Origin of the sequence: Ruegeria haliotis (assembly GCF_013377785.1) — a bacterium.
Taxonomy (GTDB): domain Bacteria; phylum Pseudomonadota; class Alphaproteobacteria; order Rhodobacterales; family Rhodobacteraceae; genus Ruegeria; species Ruegeria haliotis.
The window spans coordinates 21,358-45,741 of record NZ_JABXWT010000020.1 but is presented as its reverse complement, the minus strand read 5'-3'; the positions used below and the strand labels follow the sequence as shown (position 1 = coordinate 45,741).

The 24,384-nt window shown below is 56.7% G+C and carries 21 protein-coding genes and 5 pseudogenes; 10 read left to right on the top strand and 16 right to left on the bottom strand.

What is annotated here, in order from left to right:
• Positions 1–120: 120 nt before the first annotated feature.
• Positions 121–504, top strand: a pseudogene (locus tag HW561_RS20785) (DDE-type integrase/transposase/recombinase); the annotation flags it as partial.
• Here the strand turns inward: HW561_RS20785 and HW561_RS20780 are convergent.
• A pseudogene (locus HW561_RS20780) lies at positions 456–632 on the bottom strand (IS6 family transposase); the annotation flags it as partial. The pseudogenes HW561_RS20785 and HW561_RS20780 overlap by 49 nt on opposite strands.
• Before the next feature lie 367 nt (positions 633–999).
• Between HW561_RS20780 and HW561_RS20775 the strand changes: the two are divergent.
• The 7 genes and pseudogenes from HW561_RS20775 to HW561_RS23740 all read left to right on the top strand — a co-directional run.
• Positions 1,000–1,716 carry a hypothetical protein gene (locus tag HW561_RS20775; RefSeq protein WP_176867272.1) on the top strand — a complete coding sequence of 239 codons (717 nt, stop codon included), beginning with the start codon at positions 1,000–1,002 and terminating at the stop codon, positions 1,714–1,716.
• The gene (locus tag HW561_RS20770) at positions 1,716–2,159 is read left to right on the top strand and encodes a DUF3293 domain-containing protein (protein ID WP_176867271.1); all 444 of its coding nucleotides are present in this window, start codon (positions 1,716–1,718) and stop codon (positions 2,157–2,159) included. Before HW561_RS20775 ends, HW561_RS20770 begins: the two co-directional genes overlap by 1 nt.
• Positions 2,156–3,226, top strand: a complete 1,071-nt coding sequence (locus HW561_RS20765; RefSeq protein WP_176867270.1) for an NAD(P)-dependent oxidoreductase — start codon at positions 2,156–2,158, stop codon at positions 3,224–3,226. The genes HW561_RS20770 and HW561_RS20765 overlap by 4 nt, the downstream gene beginning before the upstream one ends.
• A 76-nt stretch (positions 3,227–3,302) precedes the next feature.
• Positions 3,303–3,626, top strand: a complete 324-nt coding sequence (locus tag HW561_RS20760) for a hypothetical protein (RefSeq protein WP_176867269.1) — start codon at positions 3,303–3,305, stop codon at positions 3,624–3,626.
• Between the two features lie 103 nt (positions 3,627–3,729).
• Entirely contained in the window at positions 3,730–4,038 is a 309-nt protein-coding gene (locus HW561_RS20755) for an ArsR/SmtB family transcription factor (RefSeq protein WP_176867268.1), read from the top strand.
• Between the two features lie 80 nt (positions 4,039–4,118).
• Positions 4,119–5,318, top strand: coding sequence for an NADH:flavin oxidoreductase/NADH oxidase family protein (locus HW561_RS20750; RefSeq protein ID WP_328803317.1), 1,200 nt, complete (start codon positions 4,119–4,121; stop codon positions 5,316–5,318).
• 198 nt (positions 5,319–5,516) lie between these two features.
• Positions 5,517–5,640, top strand: a pseudogene (locus HW561_RS23740) (transposase); the annotation flags it as partial.
• 813 nt (positions 5,641–6,453) lie between these two features.
• On the opposite strand, the gene HW561_RS20740 reads toward HW561_RS23740, so the two are convergent.
• Positions 6,454–8,106 (bottom strand): NAD-dependent malic enzyme, encoded by a 1,653-nt coding sequence (locus tag HW561_RS20740; protein WP_176867265.1) that lies wholly within the window; start codon positions 8,104–8,106, stop codon positions 6,454–6,456.
• 329 nt (positions 8,107–8,435) lie between these two features.
• Between HW561_RS20740 and HW561_RS20735 the strand changes: the two genes are divergently transcribed.
• Both HW561_RS20735 and HW561_RS20730 read left to right on the top strand, forming a co-directional pair.
• On the top strand, positions 8,436–9,623 hold the full coding sequence (locus HW561_RS20735; RefSeq protein ID WP_176867264.1) for a YbfB/YjiJ family MFS transporter: 1,188 nt from the start codon (positions 8,436–8,438) through the stop codon (positions 9,621–9,623).
• A gap of 120 nt (positions 9,624–9,743) precedes the next feature.
• Positions 9,744–10,220, top strand: a pseudogene (locus HW561_RS20730) (IS5 family transposase); the annotation flags it as partial.
• Positions 10,221–10,396: 176 nt separating this feature from the next.
• Here the strand turns inward: HW561_RS20730 and HW561_RS20725 are convergent.
• The 14 genes and pseudogenes from HW561_RS20725 to HW561_RS20660 form a co-directional block, all read right to left on the bottom strand.
• Entirely contained in the window at positions 10,397–11,770 is a 1,374-nt protein-coding gene (locus HW561_RS20725; RefSeq protein WP_176867263.1) for an aspartate aminotransferase family protein, read from the bottom strand.
• A 28-nt stretch (positions 11,771–11,798) separates the two neighbouring features.
• A complete protein-coding gene (locus tag HW561_RS20720; protein WP_176867262.1) occupies positions 11,799–13,274 on the bottom strand; it encodes an NAD-dependent succinate-semialdehyde dehydrogenase in 1,476 nt (491 codons plus the stop codon).
• Between the two features lie 114 nt (positions 13,275–13,388).
• Positions 13,389–13,868: an Lrp/AsnC family transcriptional regulator gene (locus tag HW561_RS20715; protein ID WP_176867261.1), complete on the bottom strand. Its 480-nt coding sequence runs from the start codon at positions 13,866–13,868 to the stop codon at positions 13,389–13,391.
• A gap of 12 nt (positions 13,869–13,880) precedes the next feature.
• Entirely contained in the window at positions 13,881–14,873 is a 993-nt protein-coding gene (doeB, locus tag HW561_RS20710) for a N(2)-acetyl-L-2,4-diaminobutanoate deacetylase DoeB (protein ID WP_176867260.1), read from the bottom strand.
• Between the two features lie 3 nt (positions 14,874–14,876).
• A complete protein-coding gene (gene doeA, locus HW561_RS20705) occupies positions 14,877–16,064 on the bottom strand; it encodes an ectoine hydrolase DoeA (protein WP_176867259.1) in 1,188 nt (395 codons plus the stop codon).
• Positions 16,065–16,083: 19 nt separating this feature from the next.
• Entirely contained in the window at positions 16,084–17,076 is a 993-nt protein-coding gene (eutC, locus tag HW561_RS20700; RefSeq protein WP_176867258.1) for an ectoine utilization protein EutC, read from the bottom strand.
• On the bottom strand, positions 17,069–18,076 hold the full coding sequence (gene eutB, locus HW561_RS20695; protein ID WP_176867257.1) for a hydroxyectoine utilization dehydratase EutB: 1,008 nt from the start codon (positions 18,074–18,076) through the stop codon (positions 17,069–17,071). Before eutB ends, eutC begins: the two co-directional genes overlap by 8 nt.
• 18 nt (positions 18,077–18,094) lie before the next feature.
• Positions 18,095–18,859 (bottom strand): ectoine utilization protein EutA, encoded by a 765-nt coding sequence (eutA, locus tag HW561_RS20690; protein WP_176867256.1) that lies wholly within the window; start codon positions 18,857–18,859, stop codon positions 18,095–18,097.
• A gap of 8 nt (positions 18,860–18,867) precedes the next feature.
• The gene (locus HW561_RS20685; protein WP_176867255.1) at positions 18,868–19,305 is read right to left on the bottom strand and encodes a universal stress protein; all 438 of its coding nucleotides are present in this window, start codon (positions 19,303–19,305) and stop codon (positions 18,868–18,870) included.
• A 12-nt stretch (positions 19,306–19,317) separates the two neighbouring features.
• Complete coding sequence (locus HW561_RS20680) at positions 19,318–20,604, bottom strand: TRAP transporter large permease (RefSeq protein ID WP_176867254.1); 1,287 nt, start codon at positions 20,602–20,604, stop codon at positions 19,318–19,320.
• A 10-nt stretch (positions 20,605–20,614) separates the two neighbouring features.
• Positions 20,615–21,178, bottom strand: coding sequence for a TRAP transporter small permease (locus HW561_RS20675; RefSeq protein ID WP_176867253.1), 564 nt, complete (start codon positions 21,176–21,178; stop codon positions 20,615–20,617).
• Positions 21,179–21,248: 70 nt separating this feature from the next.
• On the bottom strand, positions 21,249–22,268 hold the full coding sequence (locus HW561_RS20670) for a TRAP transporter substrate-binding protein (RefSeq protein ID WP_176867252.1): 1,020 nt from the start codon (positions 22,266–22,268) through the stop codon (positions 21,249–21,251).
• A 97-nt stretch (positions 22,269–22,365) separates the two neighbouring features.
• Positions 22,366–23,760: a MocR-like ectoine utilization transcription factor EhuR gene (gene ehuR / locus HW561_RS20665; RefSeq protein ID WP_176867251.1), complete on the bottom strand. Its 1,395-nt coding sequence runs from the start codon at positions 23,758–23,760 to the stop codon at positions 22,366–22,368.
• A gap of 209 nt (positions 23,761–23,969) precedes the next feature.
• Positions 23,970–24,365: pseudogene (locus HW561_RS20660) on the bottom strand (DDE-type integrase/transposase/recombinase); the annotation flags it as partial.
• Positions 24,366–24,384 lie beyond the last annotated feature (19 nt).

Genomic DNA, 24,384 nt, shown 5'->3' with positions numbered 1-24,384 from the left:
ATAACATTCAAATTCTATAATATTATGTAGTGTAAGTCTCGTGTGAATTAGTTGCTTCTATTTATTTGCTTCGATAGCACTCATACCGCGAGATGAGCATTGCTCACGAACGGCGCGCGTATTGTTGTCCAATCTAGGCGGAATGCGAAGGCCGCAAAGAGGTTCCTGAAACGTCTGATCGCCGAGTTTGGTGAACCCCGAGCTGTCATTACAGACAAGTTGCGCAGCTGTACCAAACCGATCCACGATCATGCACCTGGCGCGGATCACCGCGCACATATAGGCTTGAACAACCGCATTGAGGGCTCTCATCACCCAACAAGGAAGCGTGAGAAATTCATGGGAAGGCTCAACTCACCATGGCAGGCACAAATGTTTCTATCCGCACACGACTAGATCAATGACATCTTTCGCCCACGCCGCTATCAACTCTCCGCCGATTCATACCCTCACACTGCCGCAAGACCGGCATACCGACCGACCCAACGGTTCAGGGTCGCGTGATCCAGGTTAACCCCACGCTCGGCCATTATTTCTTCCAGATCGCGGTATGACACTGCATAGCGAAGATGGAAGAACTCCGCCCGCGCTTTCCTCCTTGTCAGGTTTGTGGCTGCTGGATGGCACAGCAGCCACAAACCTTAGACAAAGCGGAATCCCAAACGATTTGATCTGTCATCCGAAACCCAGGACTCACGCCGAGGTATCGGACCAACAGAAATTGCTCGATCGACATCTCGCCTCCCTGCCCCAGATCAAAAAAGCTGCCACCTGAAGCCTCACCAATCTGTCATTCGAGCGTGACGAATAGATGCGCGCCCTGAGTGTTAACCAAATATTGCAATCACTCATTACAGGAGCATGGTGGTTATGTTTGGGGACACGATATCTTTTCTTAATCAGTTCGCAGAAGCCAATTTAGATGCGCTGGCCGCACGGTGGGTGGAGGCTGATGGCAGGATAATCAAACCTGTCCCCAAGCAGGTAGACGAGGTTTTTATGTCACCGGAGATTGGCCAACCTGTCGCACATGCCTATGAGGCGGGGTATCACGATCCGCATGACCCTTTGGTGCTGGCCTCCTACCAACAGCTAATAGGTGAAATGTTCTGTCAGTACCGCTTTGTTACCGAAACACTGAACATGCATATCGAACCCTATTTCGGCGAGGGCGAACCTTATGAAGACAGCGCAGCGATGCGGGTGGATGTGTCGGACAATGGTCATCTCTATTTCCTGACAACAACCGAAGAGGCGTTTGGCTCAGGGCAAACCAACGTGACCGGCAATTGGATGGGTCAGTCAACCGGTGTGCAGGTCGACGGGTACGAATTGCTTGTCAACGACATGTTCCGCGCGGTGCATGATTTCTTTGGCCACGCCGTGCCAGGCACCAGTTTCAGCGCCACCGGTGAGGAGCGGGCCTGGTACTGTCACTCCCGGATGTGTTCGCCACTGGCGCGTAGCGCGCTGACCACCGAGACCCGAGGGCAGAATACCTGGGTAAATTTCGGACCTCATATGCTGGATGATGCAGGCAATGTGCGCGGTGAGAGCGACAGTGGCTGGCTTGCCCCGCGCGATCGTCCGTTTGCCGAGCAGAAGAATATGATTTTACCTGCGTCGATAAGCGGTGTGCATCTATTTTTGGACCAGACAGGAGTAGTAAAGGCAACTGCTCATATACCGGCACTTGCTCAGCCGGAGTTTGCTTGATGGCTGAACCGGATCACTGGGCAGGCTACCGCACCGCAACTTACGAAGTGTTTGCCTCGGAAGGGACGTTCCTTTTGGAGTTAGGTAAACCCAACCCGGCGCTTGAGGCATTGCTGGATCTACACAATGCCGATCACGCAGCATTCATTACTGCATCCAACCCCGGAGCCAGGAAACTAACCGACGAGGAAAACCGCATTCGGGCGGCGGAGTTGCACCGCGAATGTACCATGCGCCGGTATCACCTCCTACCCGGGCGCGGAGGCGCACCCGATTGGGGGTGGGAGGAAAGCCTGCTGGTTCTGGGTATCACCGAAGCCGATGCCCTGATGCTCGGGCAGCAATTCGGACAGGACGCCGTACTTGTCACCGATAACCGCCGTCACATTCAATTGCGCGATTGCGCAAAACCCAATTCCTTCAAACAAGGATATCCGAAATGACGCACGACCCTTTCGAGATCGCATATGATCTGTTCCCCGCCAGCGAAATCCCGTTTCTGGAACGTGCCAAGTCCATTGCACGGCGAACACGACCATACGAGGGATTGAAGATTCTGCAAAACATCCCTGTGACAATGGAAGCGCTGCATAAGACGCACGCCCTGTTGCTGGGTGGCGCCGACCTGACAATCACCTGCCCCAGCTTCATGGACCCTAAGCCCGAGGCTTTGTCAGTGCTTGACGCCGCTGAGGTGAAGATCGCGGCGCCGGATGATTTGCCCACTGAGGTGGATATCGTGCTGGACTGCGCCGGCGAACTCCTGAGGCGGGTGTCGCCGAAATTGGGCGCGGTAGAACTGACCGGGACGGGCACCAATCTATATGCTGCCGCTGACGATCTGAGCTATCCTGTAATTTCCGTGGACCAATCCCGGGTCAAGGTGCTGGAAGCGCTGTTCGGAACCGGAGACGCCTTTCAGCGGGCCTTTTCAACGCTGACCGGAGAACGCCTGCAAGACAATAGCATTCTGCTGTTCGGCTATGGCAAAGTCGGACAGGGGATTGCTTATGCGCTGCGCCCGCATAATTGCCGCGTCGCGGTTGTTGATCCCAGTCCTGACGCGCTGCAGCTTGCCAGCCGTCACGGCCACGTCGCCATTCCGGCTGATGACATAACTGCGGTTGAGGACGCAGCCGCCTCGGCCTTCGTGGTGGTCACCGCCACCGGCCGACCAGGGATCATTTCAGAGCGCTACGCAGCCGCACCGTTCCTCAAAGCCGGGTATCGGGCGAATATGGGCGGCGAGGATGAGTTCGGACCGGATTTCGACGTTGATACGGTCTTGGTAGACAAAAAACCCATCAATTTCGCGATCACGCACCCTACCCGCATCCGGTTTCTTGATCCGCTTTTCTTCGCACACAACCTGGGGATTGATCTGCTTCGTCAATTTGACATAAAACCAGGTCTGCACGCTTTTCCCGGCTTCATGGCGGAACAAATCCTCGCGGAATGGGAAAGCCTGTTCCAGGTGGATGTAAACGCCGTGCTGCAACGGCAAGGGTAACAGTTGCTGTTTTGGTTTCCTAAGCTCTGAGCTGTCCACAGAAGGTGTTTAGCATTACTTGAAGCGAATGTAGAAAGTGAATGCTGCCAATGTGGTGAATCTGGGCCAATTTCGCAAATCCTACTTTCCTTACAAAGCGGCCGTCAGCGCTGACAAGTGGTGCACCCGCAGCGAAGGTTCACTTGATGGCGATTGGGTTGAAAAACTCCGGTTTTTTCCGCAAATCGAGAGAATTTGTGACCACACAGACCGAGTAGTTGGTTTTGGCGAGGGGGTTGGTCAAACTCAGTCTATGGCACTGGTGGGCGACCTCATTTTCCCTGAAGCGCAAGCTCAGCCGACTTTGGCGGATCCAGCAAATTCATCGGAAAAACACGATTTCGCATTTTGGCGTTTTTAACAATACCCAGACAGACCTGCCGTTCATGTGTTCTTCGCGAATGCCCGCTTTGCTGAGATGAAGCAGACTTGACATTGCACTGCATATCGAGATATCTCGATTTATGGACATTGAAAAGCCGATATCAGCTCTGAACAATCCGGTGCGCCGCCGGATTCTGGAGTGGCTTAAGGACCGCTCGAACTTTCCGCCTGCCTTGCCGGGGCACGAAGACTTGGAGGGTGTGTGCGTTGCTTACATTCAGGAGAAAGCGAAACTCTCGCAATCCACAATCTCAAACTACATGGGACTGCTGAAACAAGCAGGTTTCGTGATCGCGGAACGCCATGGGCAATGGACGTTCTACCGACGTGACGAAGAGAATATTCAAGCATTCCTCGCTGCCGTCCAAGACGAACTTCTGAAGCCGTAATTCACAAGGAACGAGCCCACCTAAACCCGAGGTGCGTTTAATTGAACCGAAATATCGAAATATACCGATGGAGGGGTGAAGTGAAAAACCACGATGCAATAAACCTGCTGGCGCAGCCGCTAGTCCTTCCCTGTGGCATTCGCCTGAAGAGCAGATTGATAAAATCGGCGATGTCTGACTCCCTCGGCGACGGTGCTGGAAACCCCACCGAAGCTCAAATGCGCCTTTATGAACGGTGGGCAGAGGGAGGTGCTGCCCTGTCTGTGATCGGTGAAGTACAGACAAGCCCATACTACCCCGAAAAGCCCGGTAATCTCGTTTTGGTTCCGGGCGCGGATATGCCCGCCATGAAGGAACTTGCGAAACGAGGATCAACAAATGGTGCTCATATCTGGCCGCAGCTTGGTCACGCCGGTGCGCTGGCACATGGACCGGTCAGCACCCCCAAAGGACCGTCTCCGTTGGACGTTGAGGGGTTGAAATGCGACGGCATGTCTTTGGACGAAATCCATGAGCTGCCTCAAACCTATGCGCAAGCGGCGACACTCGCACAGGAGGCTGGTTTCGGCGGCGTCTTGATCCATGCCGGTCACGGGTTTCTGTTTAGTCAGTTCCTCTCACCTTTGTTCAACCACCGGACTGATGCATTTGGCGGAGCGGTCGAAAATCGTTTCCGCATCGTTGGCGAAGTGATTGCCGCCGTTCGGCAGGCCGTTGGACCAGCTTATCCGATTGGCATAAAGATCAACTCAACCGACAAGCTGGAAGGGGGGCTATCTACGGATGATGCGCTGGAAGTTGTCCGACTTCTGAACGAAACGTCAGTAGACCTGATCGATATCAGCGGTGGCACGTACTTCCCCGGCGCTGCATCCAGTTCCGATGGCACGTCTTCGTCTGGGCCCTACTTCATCGACTTCACCAAACGCGCCAAGGAAGTCACAACCATTCCCATCCTTTTGACCGGAGGGTTTGAGACACGGGGTCAGGCCGTACAGGCTTTGCAGAATGGCTCTGCCGACGCAATCAGCCTTGCCCGTGCAATGGTGTTAAACCCGTCGCTCGCGAATGCCTGGTTGAGCGAAGTGGGTGGTGATCCAGAGTTTCCGATATTCGACAAACCTCCGCGTGGTGGTGTCACTGCGTGGTACTCAATGCGTTTGACAGCCCTTGGCGAGGACAGTGAAGACCAGTTCGACCAGAGTCCGACGGATGCCTTGGAGGCCTATGACGCGCGGGATGCGGAGCGTTGTAAGGCTTGGCGAAATCGGTTCAGTTGAAGCAATCCACTTAGCAAGGCCGACCTTCGCCACTCAACAGCAGGTTGGTAGGTAATGGGATGTACCGGCTACTTCACCCACCAGGTTAGGCTTGGCCTATTTCTGCAACATGGAGAAGTAGCATGGCAAAGAACGATTTTGATGATCTGATGTCGGTCCACATCGACATTTGCAAGGATGTCTTTTCACTTGGCTGGCTTTGGCCGTGGGCGTGACTTTGCAGCTTGGCTCGGGTTGGTGCCACGACAGAGCATCAGCGGTGGGCGCACGATATTAGGCAGCATCACAAAAAGCGGCAGCAGATATCTGCGCATGCTATTTATGCAGGCGAAACAGGCCATCATGATGCGGCCAAAAAACTGGCACAAGTTCAGCCTTGGCGAATGGCTGGAAGTGGCCGCGACACGCATGCCACCACAAAACCAGGGCCTTCATTGTCAACGGCGGTTGTGCAGACCCACTGCCCCTGCTCGCCTTCGGACCTGTGGGTACGGAACGCGTCATTCTGCGCAGCAATTGTCTCGCCTTGGCGCTGTCTGTTCTTTTCTATCACTTCGACGCTGTCAGCCATATCGGACCTTTCTTTCTCGCGGTGCAGCGGTAGGTATTGTCGATCAACCTTTATGCCTGCGGTTCCGGTCTGTTCCATCGGGCCACGGAAACGGTCCGATGGCCCTGCCGCTTGCCCCTCTTCCGCATTTTTCCCGGAAGGGAGGGCGGGCGACAAAAAGAGGCCGAAGGTGAACCCGCCGAGTTGATCAAATGGAAAAACGGAAGCTTCGCCCGCAATGCCGGGTGAAAGCTGTTTTTCTGATTGACGCGTTTAAGAAATAGATGTGATCCGCGCAGGCGGGCCTCGGATCACGCCATTCGACCCGCAAGGGTCAGCTACGCATCCTCATCGCCTGCCTGACCGCGAGGAAAAATCAGCACTGCAGACCGCGATACGGTCTGTCATCAATAAAGGAAAGAATGTCTGGGATGGGATAAGCTTGGCGTTCAGGAGGACGAGGCAAATACTGGCGATGAATTGCCCCAAATCAATCATCTGGTACCTATAACCGAAAGATCCACTGGCAATACAATTCAGACGCCAGTGGTTTGCTTTGCAGATGAATTGCTTTGAGGTGCCGCTTCAGGCAATCTCCTCATAGTGCGGGGTCCAGAATTTGGCGTCTATCGCAGCTTTCAAATCATACTCGGTGGTGTTTGGTGCAACCCCGTCCAACTGTGCCTGCTGACCTACGGCAAATGCGATAGCTTTGCTGACTTCGCAAATGTCACTCACATCGGGCAGTAAGCTGGCAGTACGATCCGATTTTGCGGGCGACAGCGCGGCCAGAGCCTCAGCAGCCGCCATGAACATTCCATCGGTAACACGGCGCGCGCCAGCCGCCAGTACCCCCAGTCCCATACCCGGGAAAATGTAGGAATTGTTGCATTGGGCAATATGGTGGATGTTACCTGCAATCGTGACCGGATCAAACGGGCTGCCAGTCGCAACCAGGGCGCACCCATCTGACCAGCGGAGAATATCTGCCGGCACGGCCTCAATCCGGGATGTCGGGTTCGAGAGAGGCAACACGACGGGATGTTCAGTATGATCAGCCATCGCACGAATGATCGCCTCGGAGAACAAACCCGCCTGACCACTGACACCAACCAGTATATTGGGCTTGGCGTTGTTAATCACATCCAGCAGTGAAATATTACCCTCAGCCCAGCCAGCCACTTTATCAACAGGCTGCACAAGTTGCTTCTGAAACGGCAGCAGGTCCGTCATTGCGTCAGTCAGCAGCCCGTTCCGGTCCACCAGATAAATACGCCCGCGTGCCTCGGTTTCAGACAATCCCTGCCGAACCATGAGTTGCACAAGTTGTTCGGCGATGCCGACACCCGCTGATCCCGCGCCCAGAAACGCAATGGTTGCGTCCTTTAGCGAAACACCAGTGACGTTGGAGGCTGCCAGTAAGGTACCTGCCGTTACCGCCGCTGTTCCCTGAATGTCATCATTGAAGGTACATAGTTGATCGCGATAGCGCGCCAGCAGTGGTGCCGCGTGTTGTTGTGCAAAATCCTCGAATTGCAGTAATACATCTGGCCACTTCCGCATTACCGCCTGCACAAAAAGATCGACAAACTCGAAATACTCATCCCCGCTAATGCGCTCGTGACGCCAGCCGATATAGAGCGGATCTTCCAATCGTTCCTGATTATTGGTCCCGGCGTCCAATACCACCGGGAGTGTTACAGACGGGTTAATTCCCCCCGCAGCAGTATAGAGCGACAGCTTACCGATAGGGATACCCATCCCACCCGCGCCTTGATCACCCAATCCCAATATTCGTTCGCCGTCGGTGACGACAATGGCTTCGACCGATGGCAGGATGGCATTGTCCAACATTTCGTCGATGCGGTCACGCTCGGGAAACGGGATGATCAATCCGCGCGGGTGATCGTAGATCTCGCTGAACTGCTTGCAAGCGTCGCCCACAACCGGTGTATAAATGATTGGCATCATCTCGGACAGGTGCCGCACCAACAGTGCATAAAACAAAACCTCGTTGTCATCCTGCAAGCCGCGCAGATAGACGTGCTTGTCCAGCGGAGTCTCTTCGCGCTCAAAGGCGGCATAAGCACGATCAAGCTGAGTTTCGAGCGTTTCAATGTGTGGCGGAAGAAGGCCCATCAACCCAAGTTGTTCTCGTTCTTGCAGAGAAAACGCCGTGCCTTTGTTCAAGAGCGGATTCGTCACGTAGTGCAAATTTGCAGGACCAGAGTAGACCATTGGCTGTCCTTTCGGATCGGCACGCACAGGTTGCACGCGTCTTGTTCATCAAGATCAGCATTATAAGACGACAATTGCAACGAGCTTGAGAGGCGAAAATATCTGGTCATCTTGCGACGGCAGTGCCTGCGCGGTGGCGGCCTAGCACGGAATTCCGCCCAAAACATCCCTCCAGCACGGACAGAGCGATCGGCAGCGGCACCACAACCTGTAACAAACACCCAATCCGCAGTTACCCAAGTTTAACCGAAAGGGTCGCGTCGGATTTGCTGGGATTGCACGACCAAGCGCCTTGGGGCACGGTGTTTGTTCAACCTGGAAGGATACTCATGACCTCGGCAAAACCCACCAACCCTTGGCTCATCTTATTGGGCCTCGCGCTCGGGGTCAGCATATCCAATGCTTTTGGTCGTTTTGCGTACGGTCTTATTCTGCCATCAATGAAAAGTAGCCTCGGCTGGAATCTCACTCAATCTGGTTGGCTGAATACGTCCAATTCGATTGGCTATATTGTGGGTTCAATCTTAACACTTTTCCTGATCCGACGTAATTCGCCGTCGCGGATATTCGCAATTGGTACAATAGCAACTGCGGTGTGCCTATTGATGACCGGGTTTGATGAGAACCTCCTTTTTCAAACCGCTTGTCGGTTTTTGGTGGGTTTATTCGGCGCTCTTTCTTTTGTGGCAGGCGGTGTCCTGGCGGCATCGCTGTTCCAAAGCAGCGCTCGAAAAAATGCACTGGCCATCGCCTTGTACTTTGGCGGCGGCGGTGGGTTCGGTATCGCGTTATGCGGCGCAACCCTTCCGACTATGTTGGACGTATTCGGACCGCAATCTTGGGATTGGGCATGGATCGGGGTCGGGATCGCCGCTCTGGTCATTTGCCCATTTTCGGTTTGGGCTTCCACAATGTTGACTGAAACCAAGCACGATGCCGCGCTTCCTTCCATTCCTCCGGTGCGCAGGATGCTTGGCGAAGTCGGAGGATATGCGCTGTTTGGATTAGGCTATATTGTGTACGTCACATTTATTTCTGTCTGGATGAAGGAGCAACATTTCAGTGTCTTATTGACGACCTCAACGTGGATGGTCCTTGGATTCAGCATTATGGCATCTCCTTTTGTTTGGCGCGGAGTATTGGCCCGCTTTGCGTCTGGAACGCCATTGGCGCTGATCTTGACTGGTGTCGCTATTGGTTCAGCCCTGCCAATCCTCGTTCCAAACGGATATGGATTGATTTTGTCGGCACTCGTTTTCGGACTTTCGGTCTTTATGCCACCCACCGCTGTAACCAGCTTCGTCCGCCAGAACGTGGATCAACAGGATTGGGGTGCAACCGTGAGTTTCTTTACAGTGATGTTCGCCGTCTCACAGGCTCTGGGGCCCATCGGGGCTGGCATCATTGGGGACATAACTGGAGAAATAGGAGACAGCCTTATCGTGGCCTCTGCGGTCCTGCTTGTAGGCGCTCTTTGTGCCATGATGCAAAAACCGCTCAAGCTTGGGATGGTGTAACCGACGTTATCAGAACCACTCTGAGTTGCCGTGTCTGGTTCGCCTATAATAAACTCTTTGGGTTCTGAGCCAGATCGATTCATCCTAAATCCGATCCACCAGATGCCGGGACTGAACAGTTGGAGAGATGCGCCGACGGAGTACGGCCTTCACAAGACGCTCTACAACCGATGGAAGCGGTGGAGCGACAAGGGCATTTTCGCGCAGATGATGGTGCGGTTGGCCGCCGCGCATGGCGAGGAGAAGGCAGTCATGATCCCCTCTCATTGATTGCTTTGCAATCAACTGCCGGGCAGTGGATGCGACCTATCTTATGGCGTACCGCACCGCGACCAGCATGGGCGCGAAAAAGGGGGATGTGACCGCCTGATCGGGAGAACCAAGGGCGGTATTAACACCAAGCTGCATACGGTGTGTGACAGCCAAGGCCGTCCTCTCGATCTGTTCGTCACTGCTGGCCAAGTCAGTGATTATATCTGCGCGCGCGCATTGCTGAGCAACTTGCCAAAGGTCGAATGGCTGCTCGGGGATCCCGGATACGACACCTATTGTGTCAGAGAAGCGTTGAAAGACAAAGGCATACGGCTTGCATCCCCCCAATCATTTGACCTGTGCGGGCCACTTCACTCAGGACTTTTTGACGCGTTTGAATACCTTGTTCCGGGTCAATGTCATACGCAAAGGTCACATCAGCTCATCCAATTCACGGGTCATGCGGGCACCAGACAGAACCCAAGATAGACGGTTCCCGACTACGCAGCGGGGAAGTGGTGTCAGCCCAATACAGCCTGAACTGCGCGCACCGTTGCGGCGACCACTTGGTCTGCTTCTGTGCGGCTGAGGCAGAACGGTGGCGCAAAACCCAGAATATCGCCCTGCGGCATTGCACGGGCGATCACCTTATCCTGTTCCAGCAACTTGGCCGAGATCTGTGGGCCGATCTTTTCTGCGGCATCAAAGAAGGTACGGCTATCCGTGTCCTTCACAAATTCTACCGCGCACAACATGCCCTCGCCGCGAACGTCACCGACATGCGCATGGCCCGACAGCGCCTCTGCCATTGTGGCGTTCAGATAGGCACCAGTTTCACCAGCGTTCTGCACCAGGTTGAGCTCATCGATCAGCTTGAGATTGGCAACACCTGCTGCGGCGCCGATCGGGTGCGCCGAGTAGGTCCAGCCGTGTCCGATCGGGCCGTTCTCGTCAGTGCCCTGCTCCAGAACTTTCCAGACCTTGTCCGAGACAACGGAACCCGAAAGCGGCGCATAGGCCGAAGTCAGGCCTTTGGCGATGGTAATGATGTCCGCTTCGATCCCGTAGTGATCTGAGCCGAACATGGAGCCAAGGCGGCCGAAACCGGTGACGACCTCATCAGCGACCAGCAGGATGTCGTGTTTCTTCAGCACTGCCTGGATCGCCTCCCAGTAGCCGGCAGGAGGCGGCACGATGCCGCCGGTGCCCAGAACCGGCTCACCGATGAATGCCGCGATGGTGTCCGCACCTTCGCGCTCGATAAGCGCTTCCAGTTCACCGGCGCAATGAGCCACAAACTGCTCCTCGCTCTGATCCATATTCGCACGACGATAATAATAAGGTGCTTCGGTGTGGATCACCTGCTCCACCGGCAAGTCGAACTTCTTGTGAAACAACTCCAACCCGGTCAGCGAACCGGTGACCAGCCCCGAGCCGTGATAGCCGCGCCAACGGGAGATGATCTTCTTTTTCTCCGGGCGACCCAGGATATTGTTGTAATACCAGATCAGCTTGACGTTGGTCTCATTTGCGTCTGAACCGCCAAGGCCGAAATAGACCTTGGACATGTTTTTTGGCGCACGGTCCAAAATCATCTTGGCGAGCGTGATCGAGGCTTCGGTGCCGTGACCGACATAGGAATGGTAATAGGCCAGCTCCTTGGCTTGTTCGCCAATTGCTTCTGCGATCTCCTGACGGCCATAACCAACGTTCACGCAGTAAAGGCCGGCAAACGCATCCAGCAGCTTGTTGCCGTCGCGGTCTTCGATGAAAACGCCGGAGGCGGTCTTGATCACCCGGTTCGGGCTTTCACCACGGGCATGCTGGGCCAGATGGGTCGAGGGGTGGAAAAAATTCTCGCGGTCCCACTGGTCGAGTTGGTCGTTCTTCAGCATATTGCTTCCTTTCTCATCCGTGCGGGGCTCAGGCCCAGTCACGGCAAACGTATTTAATCTCGGTGAATTCTTCCATTCCCAGCCGCGCGCCTTCACGGCCCAGGCCGGATTGCTTGGTGCCGCCAAAGGGGATCGGTGCACCTGTGACTTTAGTGCGGTTCACGGCCACCATGCCGTATTCCAGTGCGCGGCTCAGCCGGTAAATGCGGCGCGGATCATGGCTGTGGACATAGGCCACCAGCCCGTATTCGCTGTTGTTGGCGGTGGCGATCACTTCCTCCTCGGTATCGAAAGCGGTGATGGGCGCGACGGGGCCAAATGTCTCTTCAGACATGATCATCGCATCCGCGGGCACATCCGTCAGCACTGTTGCTTCATAAAACAGCGGCCCCAGCGGATGCCGCTTACCTCCGCAGGCCAGTTTGGCACCCTTGGCCAGAGCATCGGCGACATGCTCTTCCTGCTTCTGCACCGCCTTTTCGTTCATCAGGGGGCCGAGGTCGCAGTCCTCCATGCCCTTGTCGATTGTCAGGGCTTTGGCGGCTTCGGTGAACCTCGCGCAGAACTCGCTGTAAACCGGGCGCTCAACAAAGATCCGGTTGGCGCCGAGGCAGTCCTGGCCGGAGGTTGCAAATTTCGCCTTGATGGCTTCATCCACCGCCTTGTCCAGATCACAGTCTTTGAAAACGATCACCGGCGCGTGGCCCCCCAGTTCCATCACTAGCCGTTTCACGGTGTCTGCGGACTGGCGGTATAGCAGCTTGCCTATATTGGTCGAACCGGTGAACGACAGCGCCCGCACCCGGTTGTCCTGGGTCCAAGGCCTCACAACGGTCGAGGCTTTGCCGGTCACGATATTAAACACGCCTGGCGGGAAGCCTGCACGTTCAGCCAGTTCTGCCAGCGCCAGGGCGCTGAACGGGGTTTCGCCCGAGGGATGTGCCACAATCGCGCAGCCCGTCGCCAGGGCCGCTGAGGCCTTGCGAGTCAGCATGGCAGAGGGGAAATTCCACGGTGTGATAAGTGCCGCCACCCCCACCGGTTCGCGCCACAGCTCCACCTCGGCGTCGTGCAGATGACTGGTGACGCCTTCGATATTGGGGCGTTTGGCCTCTTCCGCGTAGAACTCCACAAAGGCCGCGCCATAGTCGATTTCACCGCGTGCTTCGGACAGGGGTTTGCCCTGTTCCAGCACCATGATGCGGGCAAGGTCTTCCTTGTGTTCCAGCTGCAGCTCGAACCAGCGGCGCAGGATGGCCGAGCGCTCCTGTGGCAGCAATGCCGCCCATGCGGGAAACGCAGCCTGCGCCGCATCCACGGCGGCAGATGATTCCTCTGTCGAAAGGCTCGCCACATGCCCCAGCTCTGCTCCGTCCGCAGGATCACTCACCGGGAAGGTTTCGCCGTTACCAGCCGCGCACCACTTACCGTTTATATAAGAAAAAGAGCGTACCAGCGCCTTATCCACGATGTCCGCACGGGCAGAGAGAGCGGTCTCTGTCATGATTGTCCTCCTCACGTCTTGCAGAAGAAACTGCCGGATTTGAACAGAGGATGTGACTGAAGTTGGCAGGGCGTGCAGAAGAAACAGCTGCTGCGCAGGCTCTTTCGTGCAGGGTCAGCCGTTGCCCAGTAGAATATCCAAGGGTGGCGCGCCTGCGCCTTTCACGGGTTTGGTCACCACATAGGTGAAATAGCGGCTTAGGCCGATGCGGGCATCCAGCATCTCATCTATCAGCCGCTGATAGGCGTCGATGTCGCGGGTGACGATCTGCAAGAGATAATCAAACCCACCCCCCAGCGCCCAGCAGGCGGTGACTTCGCTGTAACGCTGCATTGCCGTTTCAAAAGCACGGAAGCTGGCGGCCGTGTGATCGGCGATCTCTGCAGCTACGAACACGGTCACATGAGGCGCCAGTTTCTTGAGGTTGATACGGGCACCGTAACCTTCGATAAGCCCGGCCTGTTCCAACTTCTTCAACCGGTCCCAGCAGGGGGTCGGCGACAGACCGATCCGCTCGGCCAGCGCGGCCTTGGTGATGCGGCCCTCGGTCGAGAGCACGCGCAAAATGTCGAGGTCGCGCTGATCCAGTTGCATGTGCTGGCCCTATCAGGCGCCAATGACGCCGACAACTGCAACGCAGTCGCCGGACTTGATCAAGCCGGGGAAATGACGGCTGATTACCAGCCCGGCGCGGCGTGCGTAGTATTCCACCGGCGGCTGCCCGGTGCGGTCCAGCGGCCAGATGCGGGCAATCAGATCACCTTTTTCAACCGGCTGACCCAAGTCGGTCATCGCTTCGTAAAGGCCGTCGCCCTCGCTGAACAGGAAGCAATCGTCATCCGGCATCGTCAGGTTCACGGTCTCATTGATCTGCATCTCGCCCTGCAGGATGCCGAAATGGATCAGCACGTTGCGCAGGCCCTTCTTGGCAATGGCGTTGCTGCGCGCCGTGGACGAGCCGCCGCCGCCAAGCTCGGTGGTGACCAGAACCTTGCTCATCTCTTCGACCGCGGTGTCATACATGCCAGCACTGTCGATCTCTAACAGCTCAACCGAATAAGGCGCATTGAACGCCTTCATCGCGGCAAAGCAGGCCTCCTGCGTGGCCTTGTCATCCAGGATATGCGCCGCAGCAAAGGGGACGAAATCCAGCGTTTTGCCACCCGAATGGAAATCCACCGCCACATCCGCCAGCGGCAGCAATGTGCGCTGAAAGTAGTCTGCAATCTTTTCGGTCACAGTACCGTCAGGGCGGCCCGGGAAAGCCCGGTTCATATTACCCTTGTCAATGGGTGAGGTGCGGGTGCCTGCCCGGAATGCAGGATAGTTGAAGGCTGGCACAATGATCAACCGACCGGTCACGTCTTCGGCGCCGGTGATCGAGGCGAGCTCATGCAGGGCAATCGGGCCCTCATATTCATCGCCGTGATTAGCGCCGGTCAAAAGAGCAGTCGGCCCCTCGCCACTCTGGATCACAGTCAGTGGGATCATCACCGATCCCCAGGCGCTGTCATCGCGGCTATAGGGAAGCTTCAGATAGCCGTGATGCACCCCGTCCTGATCCAAGGGGATGGTGGACGAAATCGGATTAGCCTTCATGGATCAATCCTTTACCAGCAATTTGCGCGGCACGTCGGACAGGCATTCCGGCCCATTCGCTCCGATACGGATGCTTTCTGTGATCTCGAAACCCCAGTTCTCCATCCAGAGGCCCGTCATGAAGTGGAAGGTCATGTTCTCTTTCAACACCGTGGTGTCACCGGGACGCAGGGACATGGTGCGCTCGCCCCAGTCCGGCGGGTAAGAAACACCAATCGGGTAACCGGTACGGTTGTCCTTCTCGATGCCGTATTTTTTCAACACCTTGAAGAACGCCTTGGCGATGTCCTCGCAGGTGTTGCCCTCCTTGGCCATTTCCAGCCCCGCGTCCAGGCCTTCGAGCACAGCCTTTTCAGCATCAAGGAAGGTCTGGGTCGGCTTGCCCAGAAAGACGGTACGCGACAGAGGGCAATGGTAGCGGTGTACGACACCCGCGATTTCAAAGAACGTGCCTTCACCGGATTTCATTGGCAGGTCGTCCCAGGTCAGATGCGGTGCTGCTGCGTCCGGCCCCGAAGGCAACAGCGGCACAATGGCGGGATAGTCGCCACCAAAGCCCAAAGCCTTGTCATAGCGCAGGCCCGCGTCATAGATCTCGGCCGCCAGGTCGCATTTGCGCATGCCCGGCTCAATTTTGTCAAAGATGCGCTGATGCATCCGCTCCACGATCTTGCCGGCCTGACGCATATAGGTAAGTTCGGCCTCGGATTTCACCGCGCGCTGCCAGTTGACCAGGGCGTTGGCATCACCAAAGCGAGCGTTGGGCAGATGTTTCTGTAGTGAAGCATAGGCGGCGGCTGTGAACCAATAATTGTCCATCTCGACACCGATATTGCCGCTGTCCAGTCCGCGGTCTTTCAACTGCGCCGACAGGTAGTCCATCGGGTGTCGCTCGGTCGACTGCACATAGTGGTCCGGGTAGCCGATGATATTGGCAGAATCCATGAAACAGGTGCGCAGGGCACCGTTGGCATCCTGGCCACGGCCATACCAGATCGGCTCACCCTCCATGCTCAGCACCACACACTGATGCACATAGAAGGACCAACCGTCATAACCGGTTAGCCAGTTCATGTTGGACGGATCAGTGACGATCAGAAGATCGAGACCGCGGCGAGCCATTTCGGATCGGGTTTTATCCAGGCGCTCTTGGTATTCAGCGTGGGAGAAATACAGCTTGGGGTCTGCCATGTGTATGGTTCCTGATTAATCAGCTGGAGAAGGTGGAGCCGGCACCCGCCGCCTCCGCGCGATTGCCTGCAAGAGTTGCGATGGCGGTGTCCTGCACACCGGTTCCGGTCAAGTCGGCGACGATCAGATCATTGTCCGACTGGCGACCAACGGCCTTGCCCGCAGTGACATGACCCAACTCGGTAAAGCTGCAGCCCTTGGGGATCAGCCCAGATTCGATTGCGCTGCGCAGTTCGCCCTTGACGGCACACTGCGCTTGGCTGTCGGGAACATATAGGTTTGCCTTGGTCAGGCAGGCGGGCTCAAGCTCACACTTGTGGTCCTGATCCGATCCCATCGCGATGACCAGTTGCCCCGGATGCAGCCACTCCGCCTTGACCACAGGCGCGGCTGCGGGCGTCGTCGTGACAACAATATCCGCTGAGGCGACAGCCTGAGCCACATCCGTGCTAACGGTTACATCAATCCCAAGTTCCTCACGCAGGCCGGCAGCTGCGGCCTTAGCCTTGGCTGGGTCCCGCGCCCAGATCACGGCGCTTTTGATCCCGCGCACCAGAGTCATGGCCTTGAGCTGCATCTTCGACTGCACTCCGGCACCGATGATGCACACATGCGCCGCATCCTCGCGCGCAAGGTGGCGGGCCGCGACAGCCCCTGCTGCGGCGGTGCGCACATCTGTTAGGTATCCATTGTCCAGAAGCAGCGCCTCGAGAATGCCGGTCCTGCTGGAAAACACCACCATCAGCCCGGTCGTGCTTGGCAGGCCAAGCTTGGGATTGTCGAAAAACCCCGGACTCATCTTCATTGCAAAACTTTCGATCCCCGGCACATAGGCGGTTTTCACACAAACCTCGCCGTTGTGGTCATGCACCGGCAGCGTCATGATCGGAGGCATCACCACCCTACCCCCGGCAAGCGTTGTAAAGCCCTGTTCGACGCAATCCACAGCGTCACTATCCAACGGCACCAGATCGCGCAGTTCCGCTTCGGTCAGGATTTTGATATCAGGCATCTTCGCCTCCCTTGGATTCGGCTGCCACATCGACGTTTTCACCGTCTATGATGCGCTTGTGCAGGTCCATGGCAATGTTCTGGCCGCTGACCAGCGCAACACATCGGCCGGGGTTTTCGATTTTGCCCGACAGCAAAGCGGCGATGCCTACACTACCCGAGCCTTCGATCACCTGACATTCTTGGAAATAGGCGTGACGGATGGCAGCGGCGATTTCCTCTTCAGAGACCAGCACCACGTCATCGACAAAAGCCTTGGTCATCTCAAAGGTATAAGCATTGTCTAGCCCGATGCCGCCGCCCAGAGAATCTGCTAGCGTTGCTTGTTCTTCAACCAGAACCGGCTTGCCCGCCTTAAGGCATTCATACATCGCCGCGCCGCGTTCCATGGTGATGCCGATCATCCGGATATTCGGGTTTGCGGCCTTTAACACCATACCCATGCCGGAAATCAGCCCGCCGCCAGACAGTGGAACCAGCACGGTGTCCAGGTCCGGCGCCTGCTCCAATATTTCCAGTGCAACGGTGCTCTGGCCCGCAATGATGTCGCGGTGATCAAAGGGCGGCAACATGGTCATACCTTCAGCCACCAGCCGATCGACCTCAACCTGTGCATCGTCTTGTGAACGGCCCACAATACGCACCTCAGCACCGTGGGATTTGATGCCTTCAAGCTTGTTCTGCGGTACCAGCTCGGACATGCAGATGATGCAGCGCACCCCGGCCTGCGCGGCGGCATAGGCAAGCCCACGCCCGTGGTTGCCAGTAGAGACACCCACGACCCCCACCGCGCGCTGTTCTTCCGTCAGAGACAAGACTGCACTGGTTGCACCGCGAAGCTTGAAACTGCCGGTGATCTGGGTGCTTTCCAGCTTGAGGGAAATCTGCCCGCCGCTCAGCTTGCTGAGCGAAGGAGACTCCACCAGAGCAGTTCGCCGGATGCGCCCGGAAATCCGCGCCTGTGCCTGATAGCTGTCCTGAAGGGTAATTTTGCTCGTCATTGGACCTGTCTTGCCTGATTAGAGTTCGAAAAGCCTGCCATAACCCGGTACTGAATCCGTGATCCCGGCCAGCCGCAGACAGCGCCAGACCATCGCTTGGTTCGAGCTGACAACCGGTTTGCCAAGCCGGTCTTCGATCCGCTGCACGCAGGTAGCGGCGCGCAGCGCGGTGCAGGACAGGAACAGCGCATCGGCCTGGTCGTTGCAGGCCGCAATCCCAGCCTCGACAATACTGTCCTCGGAAATACGCGCCATCTGGCGATCGTCAGTCAGGCCGAAACAGACAGCGTTGATCACCTCCGGTCCATGCGTCGTGAAATACTGCGCCAATTCATCCGTCACTTCGGGACTGTAAGGCGTCAGCACTGAGACCCGTTTAACCCCCAGCGCGTCAAACGCATCGAAGGCGGCAGAACTGGGGGTGACGCAGGGTGTATCCGGCTTGGCCGCATTCAGATACCGGGTGACGGCATCATTGCCCAAGACAATAGAGGCGGCAGTGCAGCCGTAGGCCACGACATCCACTTCTTCATCAGGCAGGATTTGCGCTGCGGCCTCACTCAGTCGCGGGCCGGTCCGCAACAGCGTTTCCTTGGTGGTCGGGTTCTCAAACGCGATCCGGTTTGTATAAACGCCCACCTGATCCGGGTCGCAAATTCGGGCAAAGTCGCGCTCTGACGTGTGGTCTGTCGCCAGCGCTACCAATGCAATCCGCTTTCTGACAGGACGGTCATCCAGTAAGGCACGAGCGCGCGAGGGCGTGGAGTGAGTATCCAAAGCCATTTTCTTTCCTAAATAACAAGAACCGGAGTTTCAGACAGGCTCGTCACTTTGTGAGAGACACTGCCCAGAAGAACCCCTTCTAGCGAGCCAAGGCCGCGACTGCCGATTACGATCAGATCATGCCTGCGCTCTTTGGCAAACCCGGTGATAGTACGGGCCACCGGCCCGGCTTTGACAAACGCGCGCGGTGCCGAAATGCCGCTTTCCACCACCAGTGACTTGCCGCGCTCGGCAACCTCTTTGGCGTGGCTGCGCATGATATCGTCCAGATCAGCGGGCTCGTCAGGGCGCAGCATATGCATGGAGGCCTCCAGCAGCGAATGATGGCGGTAAACCGTCAGCAGCGTCAACTCTGCCCCGCAAAGCTGCGCCAGTGCCGCCGCCTTGGCCAACGCGGCCTCCGCACCTTGCGAACCATCAAAGGGAACCAGAATGGATTTGAACATCGCCGTGGCTCCTTATTTCGCAAAGGCCAGGTCGCGCAGGAACAGCGCAATCTGCGGGAAGAAGATCAACGCCACTGACACCGCCAACAGCATCAGGATGAACGGTGGTGTGCCGCGCACCACCTCTGCGTAGGGGCGCTTGAACACTGCAATGGCGGTGAAGATGTCACAGCCGAATGGCGGCGTGGCTGAGCCGATTGCCACCTGTAGCGTGATGATAGTCCCGACGAGCACAGGATCGATACCCACTGATTTCACCACCGGGGCAAAGACCGGCACCAACACCAGTATCACCACAATCGGGTCAACAAACATGCAGCCGATGAAAAAGGCGATGGAAATAACAAACAACACTCCGATCGCACTCATCTCGGCAATGCCGATGGCGCCCAGGATCTGCTGCGGCACCTGCGCGAAGGAGATCACCCAGGAAAACGCCGCACCCGCGCCTACCAGAATGAACACTATGGCGGTGATCAGCCCGGTAGATTTGGCGGTGTCATAGACATCCGCCAGCGACATGGAGCGGAACACGCCTACCTCAAGGATCAGCGCATAAAGAACACAGGCCGCTGCCGCCTCGGTCGGGCTGAACACGCCGCCATAGATGCCGCCGATGATGATCACCGGGAACCCCATCGGCCACAGCGCCTGCCGCATTGTCTGCAGCCGTTGACTCCAAGTAGCCTTGGGTTCGGTCGGCACGTTGTTGCGCACTGCATAGATATAGGCGTAGATGGAAAACAGCATCAGGATCAGCAGGCCGGGGCCGATGCCTGCAATGAACAGCTCGGCGATCGAGGTGCTGGAGACCACGCCATAGATGATCATGCCGATTGAAGGCGGGATCAGGAATGCAATGTCGCTGGCATTCACAATCAGCGCCAGCACGAAACTGTCTTTATACCCCGCCTTCAGCATCCGGGGGCGCAGCGGGGAGCCGATGGCCACAACTGTGGCTTGGGTGGAGCCCGAGACCGCACCGAACATAGTGCAGGCGGCAGCTGTGGAAATTGCCAGTCCGCCACGGATGTGACCTATGTAGGCCATCACCACATTGATCAGCCGCCCGGCCGACTGGCCACGGGTCATGATGTCGGCAGCAAGGATGAACATCGGCACCGCTATCAGCGAAGCAGGGCGGATGCCCGCCATCATCTGCTGCACCATGGTTTCAGTCCGGGCCAGATCGCCGAACAGCATCAGAAAGCCGATGAACGCGCCGGCAATCAGCGGGATCATCATTGGAAAGCCCAGAAGCAGCAGGACAATCATGGTCAGGAAAATTGTAGCGGCCATGGGTTCGCCCTCAGATCTCGATTTCTTCCGCGCTCTCGTATCCCTCTTGCACGTGGGTCGAGAGATAGATGCCGGAGGAGGTGAAGTTGCGCACAGCAGTTAGCAGGTACTGCATACCGGTCATGAAAAAGCCCGCAGGCACCCAGACCAGGATGATCCAGACCGGAATTTGCAAGGCAGGCAGCACCCGGCCGCGCGACGCCTGCGCTGCGATGTATTTCACTGAATAATAGCAAAGCAGAAACATGAACCCGGCAGTGATCAGGGCAATTGCCACCATCAGCACCTTACGGATCTGCGGCGGCAACGCGTCATAGATAGCCGACATGCGAATGTGGCGGGCATGGCGTGCGGCATAGCTGATCCCAGCAAAGGTGATCAAAATTATCAGGATGCGGTTCAACTCTTCAGAGAAGAAGATGGAATGGCCCAGCAGGAAACGCCCGACCACGTTGGCCACGGTATTGGCAGCCATCAGCAGCACGCCTGCCGCCAGCAAAAAGGACTCGGTCCGGCTGATTGCCGTGTCCAGAACGCCCAGAATGCCGGGCAAGGCTGTCTCATGCGTTTTCATCGTCCCTCCCCAAGAGCTTTCGGGTGGCAGGCCGTGCTGATACGGCCTGCCGCGGTTGTTTTTTGAAGCATCAGTTGGCGGTGGCCGCCAGATCTGCCTTCATCTGCGCAAGGATCGCAGCGCCGCTGTCACCGGTCATCTCGATGAATTTGGCCTCAACCTCAGCCGCCGCTTCCTTGAAACAATTGCGCTGATCGTCGCTGAGGATCGTCACCTTCATCTCTGGCTTGGCTTCCATGATCTTGGCCAGCTCGGTTTCCGCCGCTTGCTGCTGGTAGACCACAGTGTGGTCATAGGCAGCCTGCGCTGCGCTTTGCACCACCTGCTGATCTTCCGCGCTGAGGTCGTCATAAAAGTCCTTGTTGGCCATCACTGCTGTGGTGAAGTTGTTGTGGCCGGCGTAGGTGATATAGTCGGTGACCTCGTAGATCTTGGTTGAATAGAGGAAGAATGTCGGGTTCTCCTGCCCCTGGATCACATTGGTCTGCAGCCCGCCATAGACCTCGCCCCAGGGCAGCGGCGTCGGAGTGGCACCGAAGGCCTTGTAGCTTTCCACCAGCAGCGGGTTGGTCATTACCCGGAACTTCACCTCATTCAGGTCGGAACAGGTGGCAACCGGCGTTTTGGTGGTCATCGCCACTTCGCCCTCGGGGAACATGTTCAAAAGCTCCAGCCCCTGATCTGCATAGAGTGGCTTGAACATATCGTTGATTGCCTTGCTCTGCTTATAAAAGCGCGCCAGATGATCTTGATCAGTGGGCAGCAGATAGGGAACAAAAAACACTTGCGCCTCGGGAATCAGCGAACCGGTGAAGCCCGGCGACTGATCCACAAACTGTAGGATACCGTCCTGAGTCTGCTCCATGATGTCAGCGGATTCACCCAAGGTACCGTAAGGGAACAGCTGGATCTCGTGATCCGAGTTCGCCTCGATTTCTTCTTTGAATTTTTGGGCATAGACGCCCTGCACATCGGTTATCGCCTCCTCGAAGGCATAACGCCAGGTGTCGGCCTGCGCAGCCGAACCGGCGGCCAGTGTAATCCCCGCGGCGGCAATGGCCCCAAAGGTGAGTTTGATGGATTGAGCCATGATTTCCTCCCAAGTCTCATCGGTGCCTGTGCACCGCTGTGGCAGACTTGTTAGGAATTGTACTGCATGTCAATTACTTTATTGTTGCAGGACAATGTCAGTAATTAAGCAGCGCAACCCCTTCCGGCGGTCGGCTGAGCATTCCGCCGACCAGCTCCATGGCCTGCTTGAAACGGGTCAGATCCTGAACGCTGCCCAGCGAGATGCGAACGGCATTCTGCGGCGGGGTCTTGGGTGTCAGGAAAGGAGCGTCCGGTGCCACTGCGACCTTTAGCTGCCGGGCGTAGGAAACAAAGCTGGCAGTCGTCCACCCGGATTTCAGGGGCAACCAGAGGTGCAGCGCAGAAGGGTGTCCGCGCCACTCCTGCCCTTGAAGCGTCTTAGTGGCAATTTCGTAGCGTTCAGCCAAGGCGCGCCGCTGCCACCCTGCCAGCTCTAGTGCCGTGCCGTCTTGTACCCAGCGGGTGGCGATTTCACACATCAGAGGGGTTGCCATCCATCCGAATACAACAATCCGCCCGGTTAGCGCAGGCAACAGGTGTTCGGGAGCCGCCATGTAGCCCGCCCGCAATCCGGAAACGGTGCATTTGGTGAAGGTGGTAAGGTAGATCGTGCGCTCCGGCGCCAAGGCCGCAACCGGTACAGGGCGATCTTCCGCGACGGGACCGAAGGCATCGTTTTCAATGATGTGCAGATCATGTTTGCGACTGACCCGGATCAATGCCAGGCGGCGATCCTCCGGCATCAGCTCAACTGTTGAATTGGCCAAAGATGGGAGCAGGAACAATACTTTGACATTGTTCTCGGAGCAATACCTGTCCAGGGCATCCGGCTGGATGCCGTCTTCGTCGGAGTCAACTCCTGCGAGATTCAGCCCCAGATAGGAGCAACCTGAAACCAAGAGATGATGCGTGATCCGGCTCGACACGACCGTGTCGCCTGGCCGGGTGAGTGCAGACAGGGCTGCTGACATGCCGTGGCTGACGCCATTGGTCATAATGATTTGCTCTGCTGGCACATCCAACCCGCAACTTTTCAGCCACGTGACCCCCGCCGCCCTATGTGCGTCATGACCTACATTCGGGCGGCAACCCAGATAGTAGCTGGGATCCAAACCCTGCGGCAGGTCCGCCAGCGCCTGCTGAAACAGCTCCGCATGATGCTGAGAGAAGGAGGGGCGTGAAATCGAGAGATCGAAACTGCGGTCCCGCTCAGAACTGAGTTGAAACGGCTGATCATTCGAGGTGTCCGGGTCCAAAACATAACTGCCGCGCCCGACCTGACCATCAATTAGCCGCTGTCTGCGCAGGCTTTCATAGGCTTTGCTTACTGTATGGACGCTTAGCCCCAGTTCTTCGGCCATTTTTCGGTGGGTCGGCAGTTGGGTTCCCTTCGGTAACATGCCATCCGAGATTGCCTTCGCAATGGCTAGGGCAAGGCTGGAATGCAGCGGGGAACTCAGCGTGGACGGGTCAGGTAGCCATATTGTCATGCAGTACATCTACAATTGAATGACGCGCTTTCGCAATGTGTTTGCCACTCTGTGGACATTCTCCTAAACGAAAACCCGCTGTTTGCTGAGTTTGTCGCCGCTTGAGTGCACGTATGCCTCGGCTGGCATCTCGCCTAGCGCCTCCACCCTAAGCCGTTTTTGTTGCAAAGTTTTGAGCACGGCGAGCTGATTCAGTAATCGCATCGATGTTAACCGGCTAGTTCAGCGAGTTGTTTGAATGGACCGACTCCAGGTGTGAGTTGCCCTTTGCGGATCATGTGCGCGACTTCGATTCCAGCAAGAGTTGCCGCAGCCGAGATAAAGGATTTGAGGCCGAGCATCGGACGGGTTCGCCTATTGATGAAGCGGTGGTCTTGTTCCACAATGTTATTGAGGTAATTGCGCCTGATCATCTCGATCGGGATCGGGCAGCCAAACCCCTTTAACATCTTGTTGATGGCGTTGATGCCAGCGGTGTTTGCTCCGCTTTTGTCCATGACGATCTCTCGCGGAATGCCGTTGACCTCCAACGTCCGGGCAAAGAACTTCGTAGCAGTCGGCTTATTGCGCTGCTCAGACAGCATGAAATCAGGTTCTGTCGCAAAGTTTTGTTTGTTGGGCAGT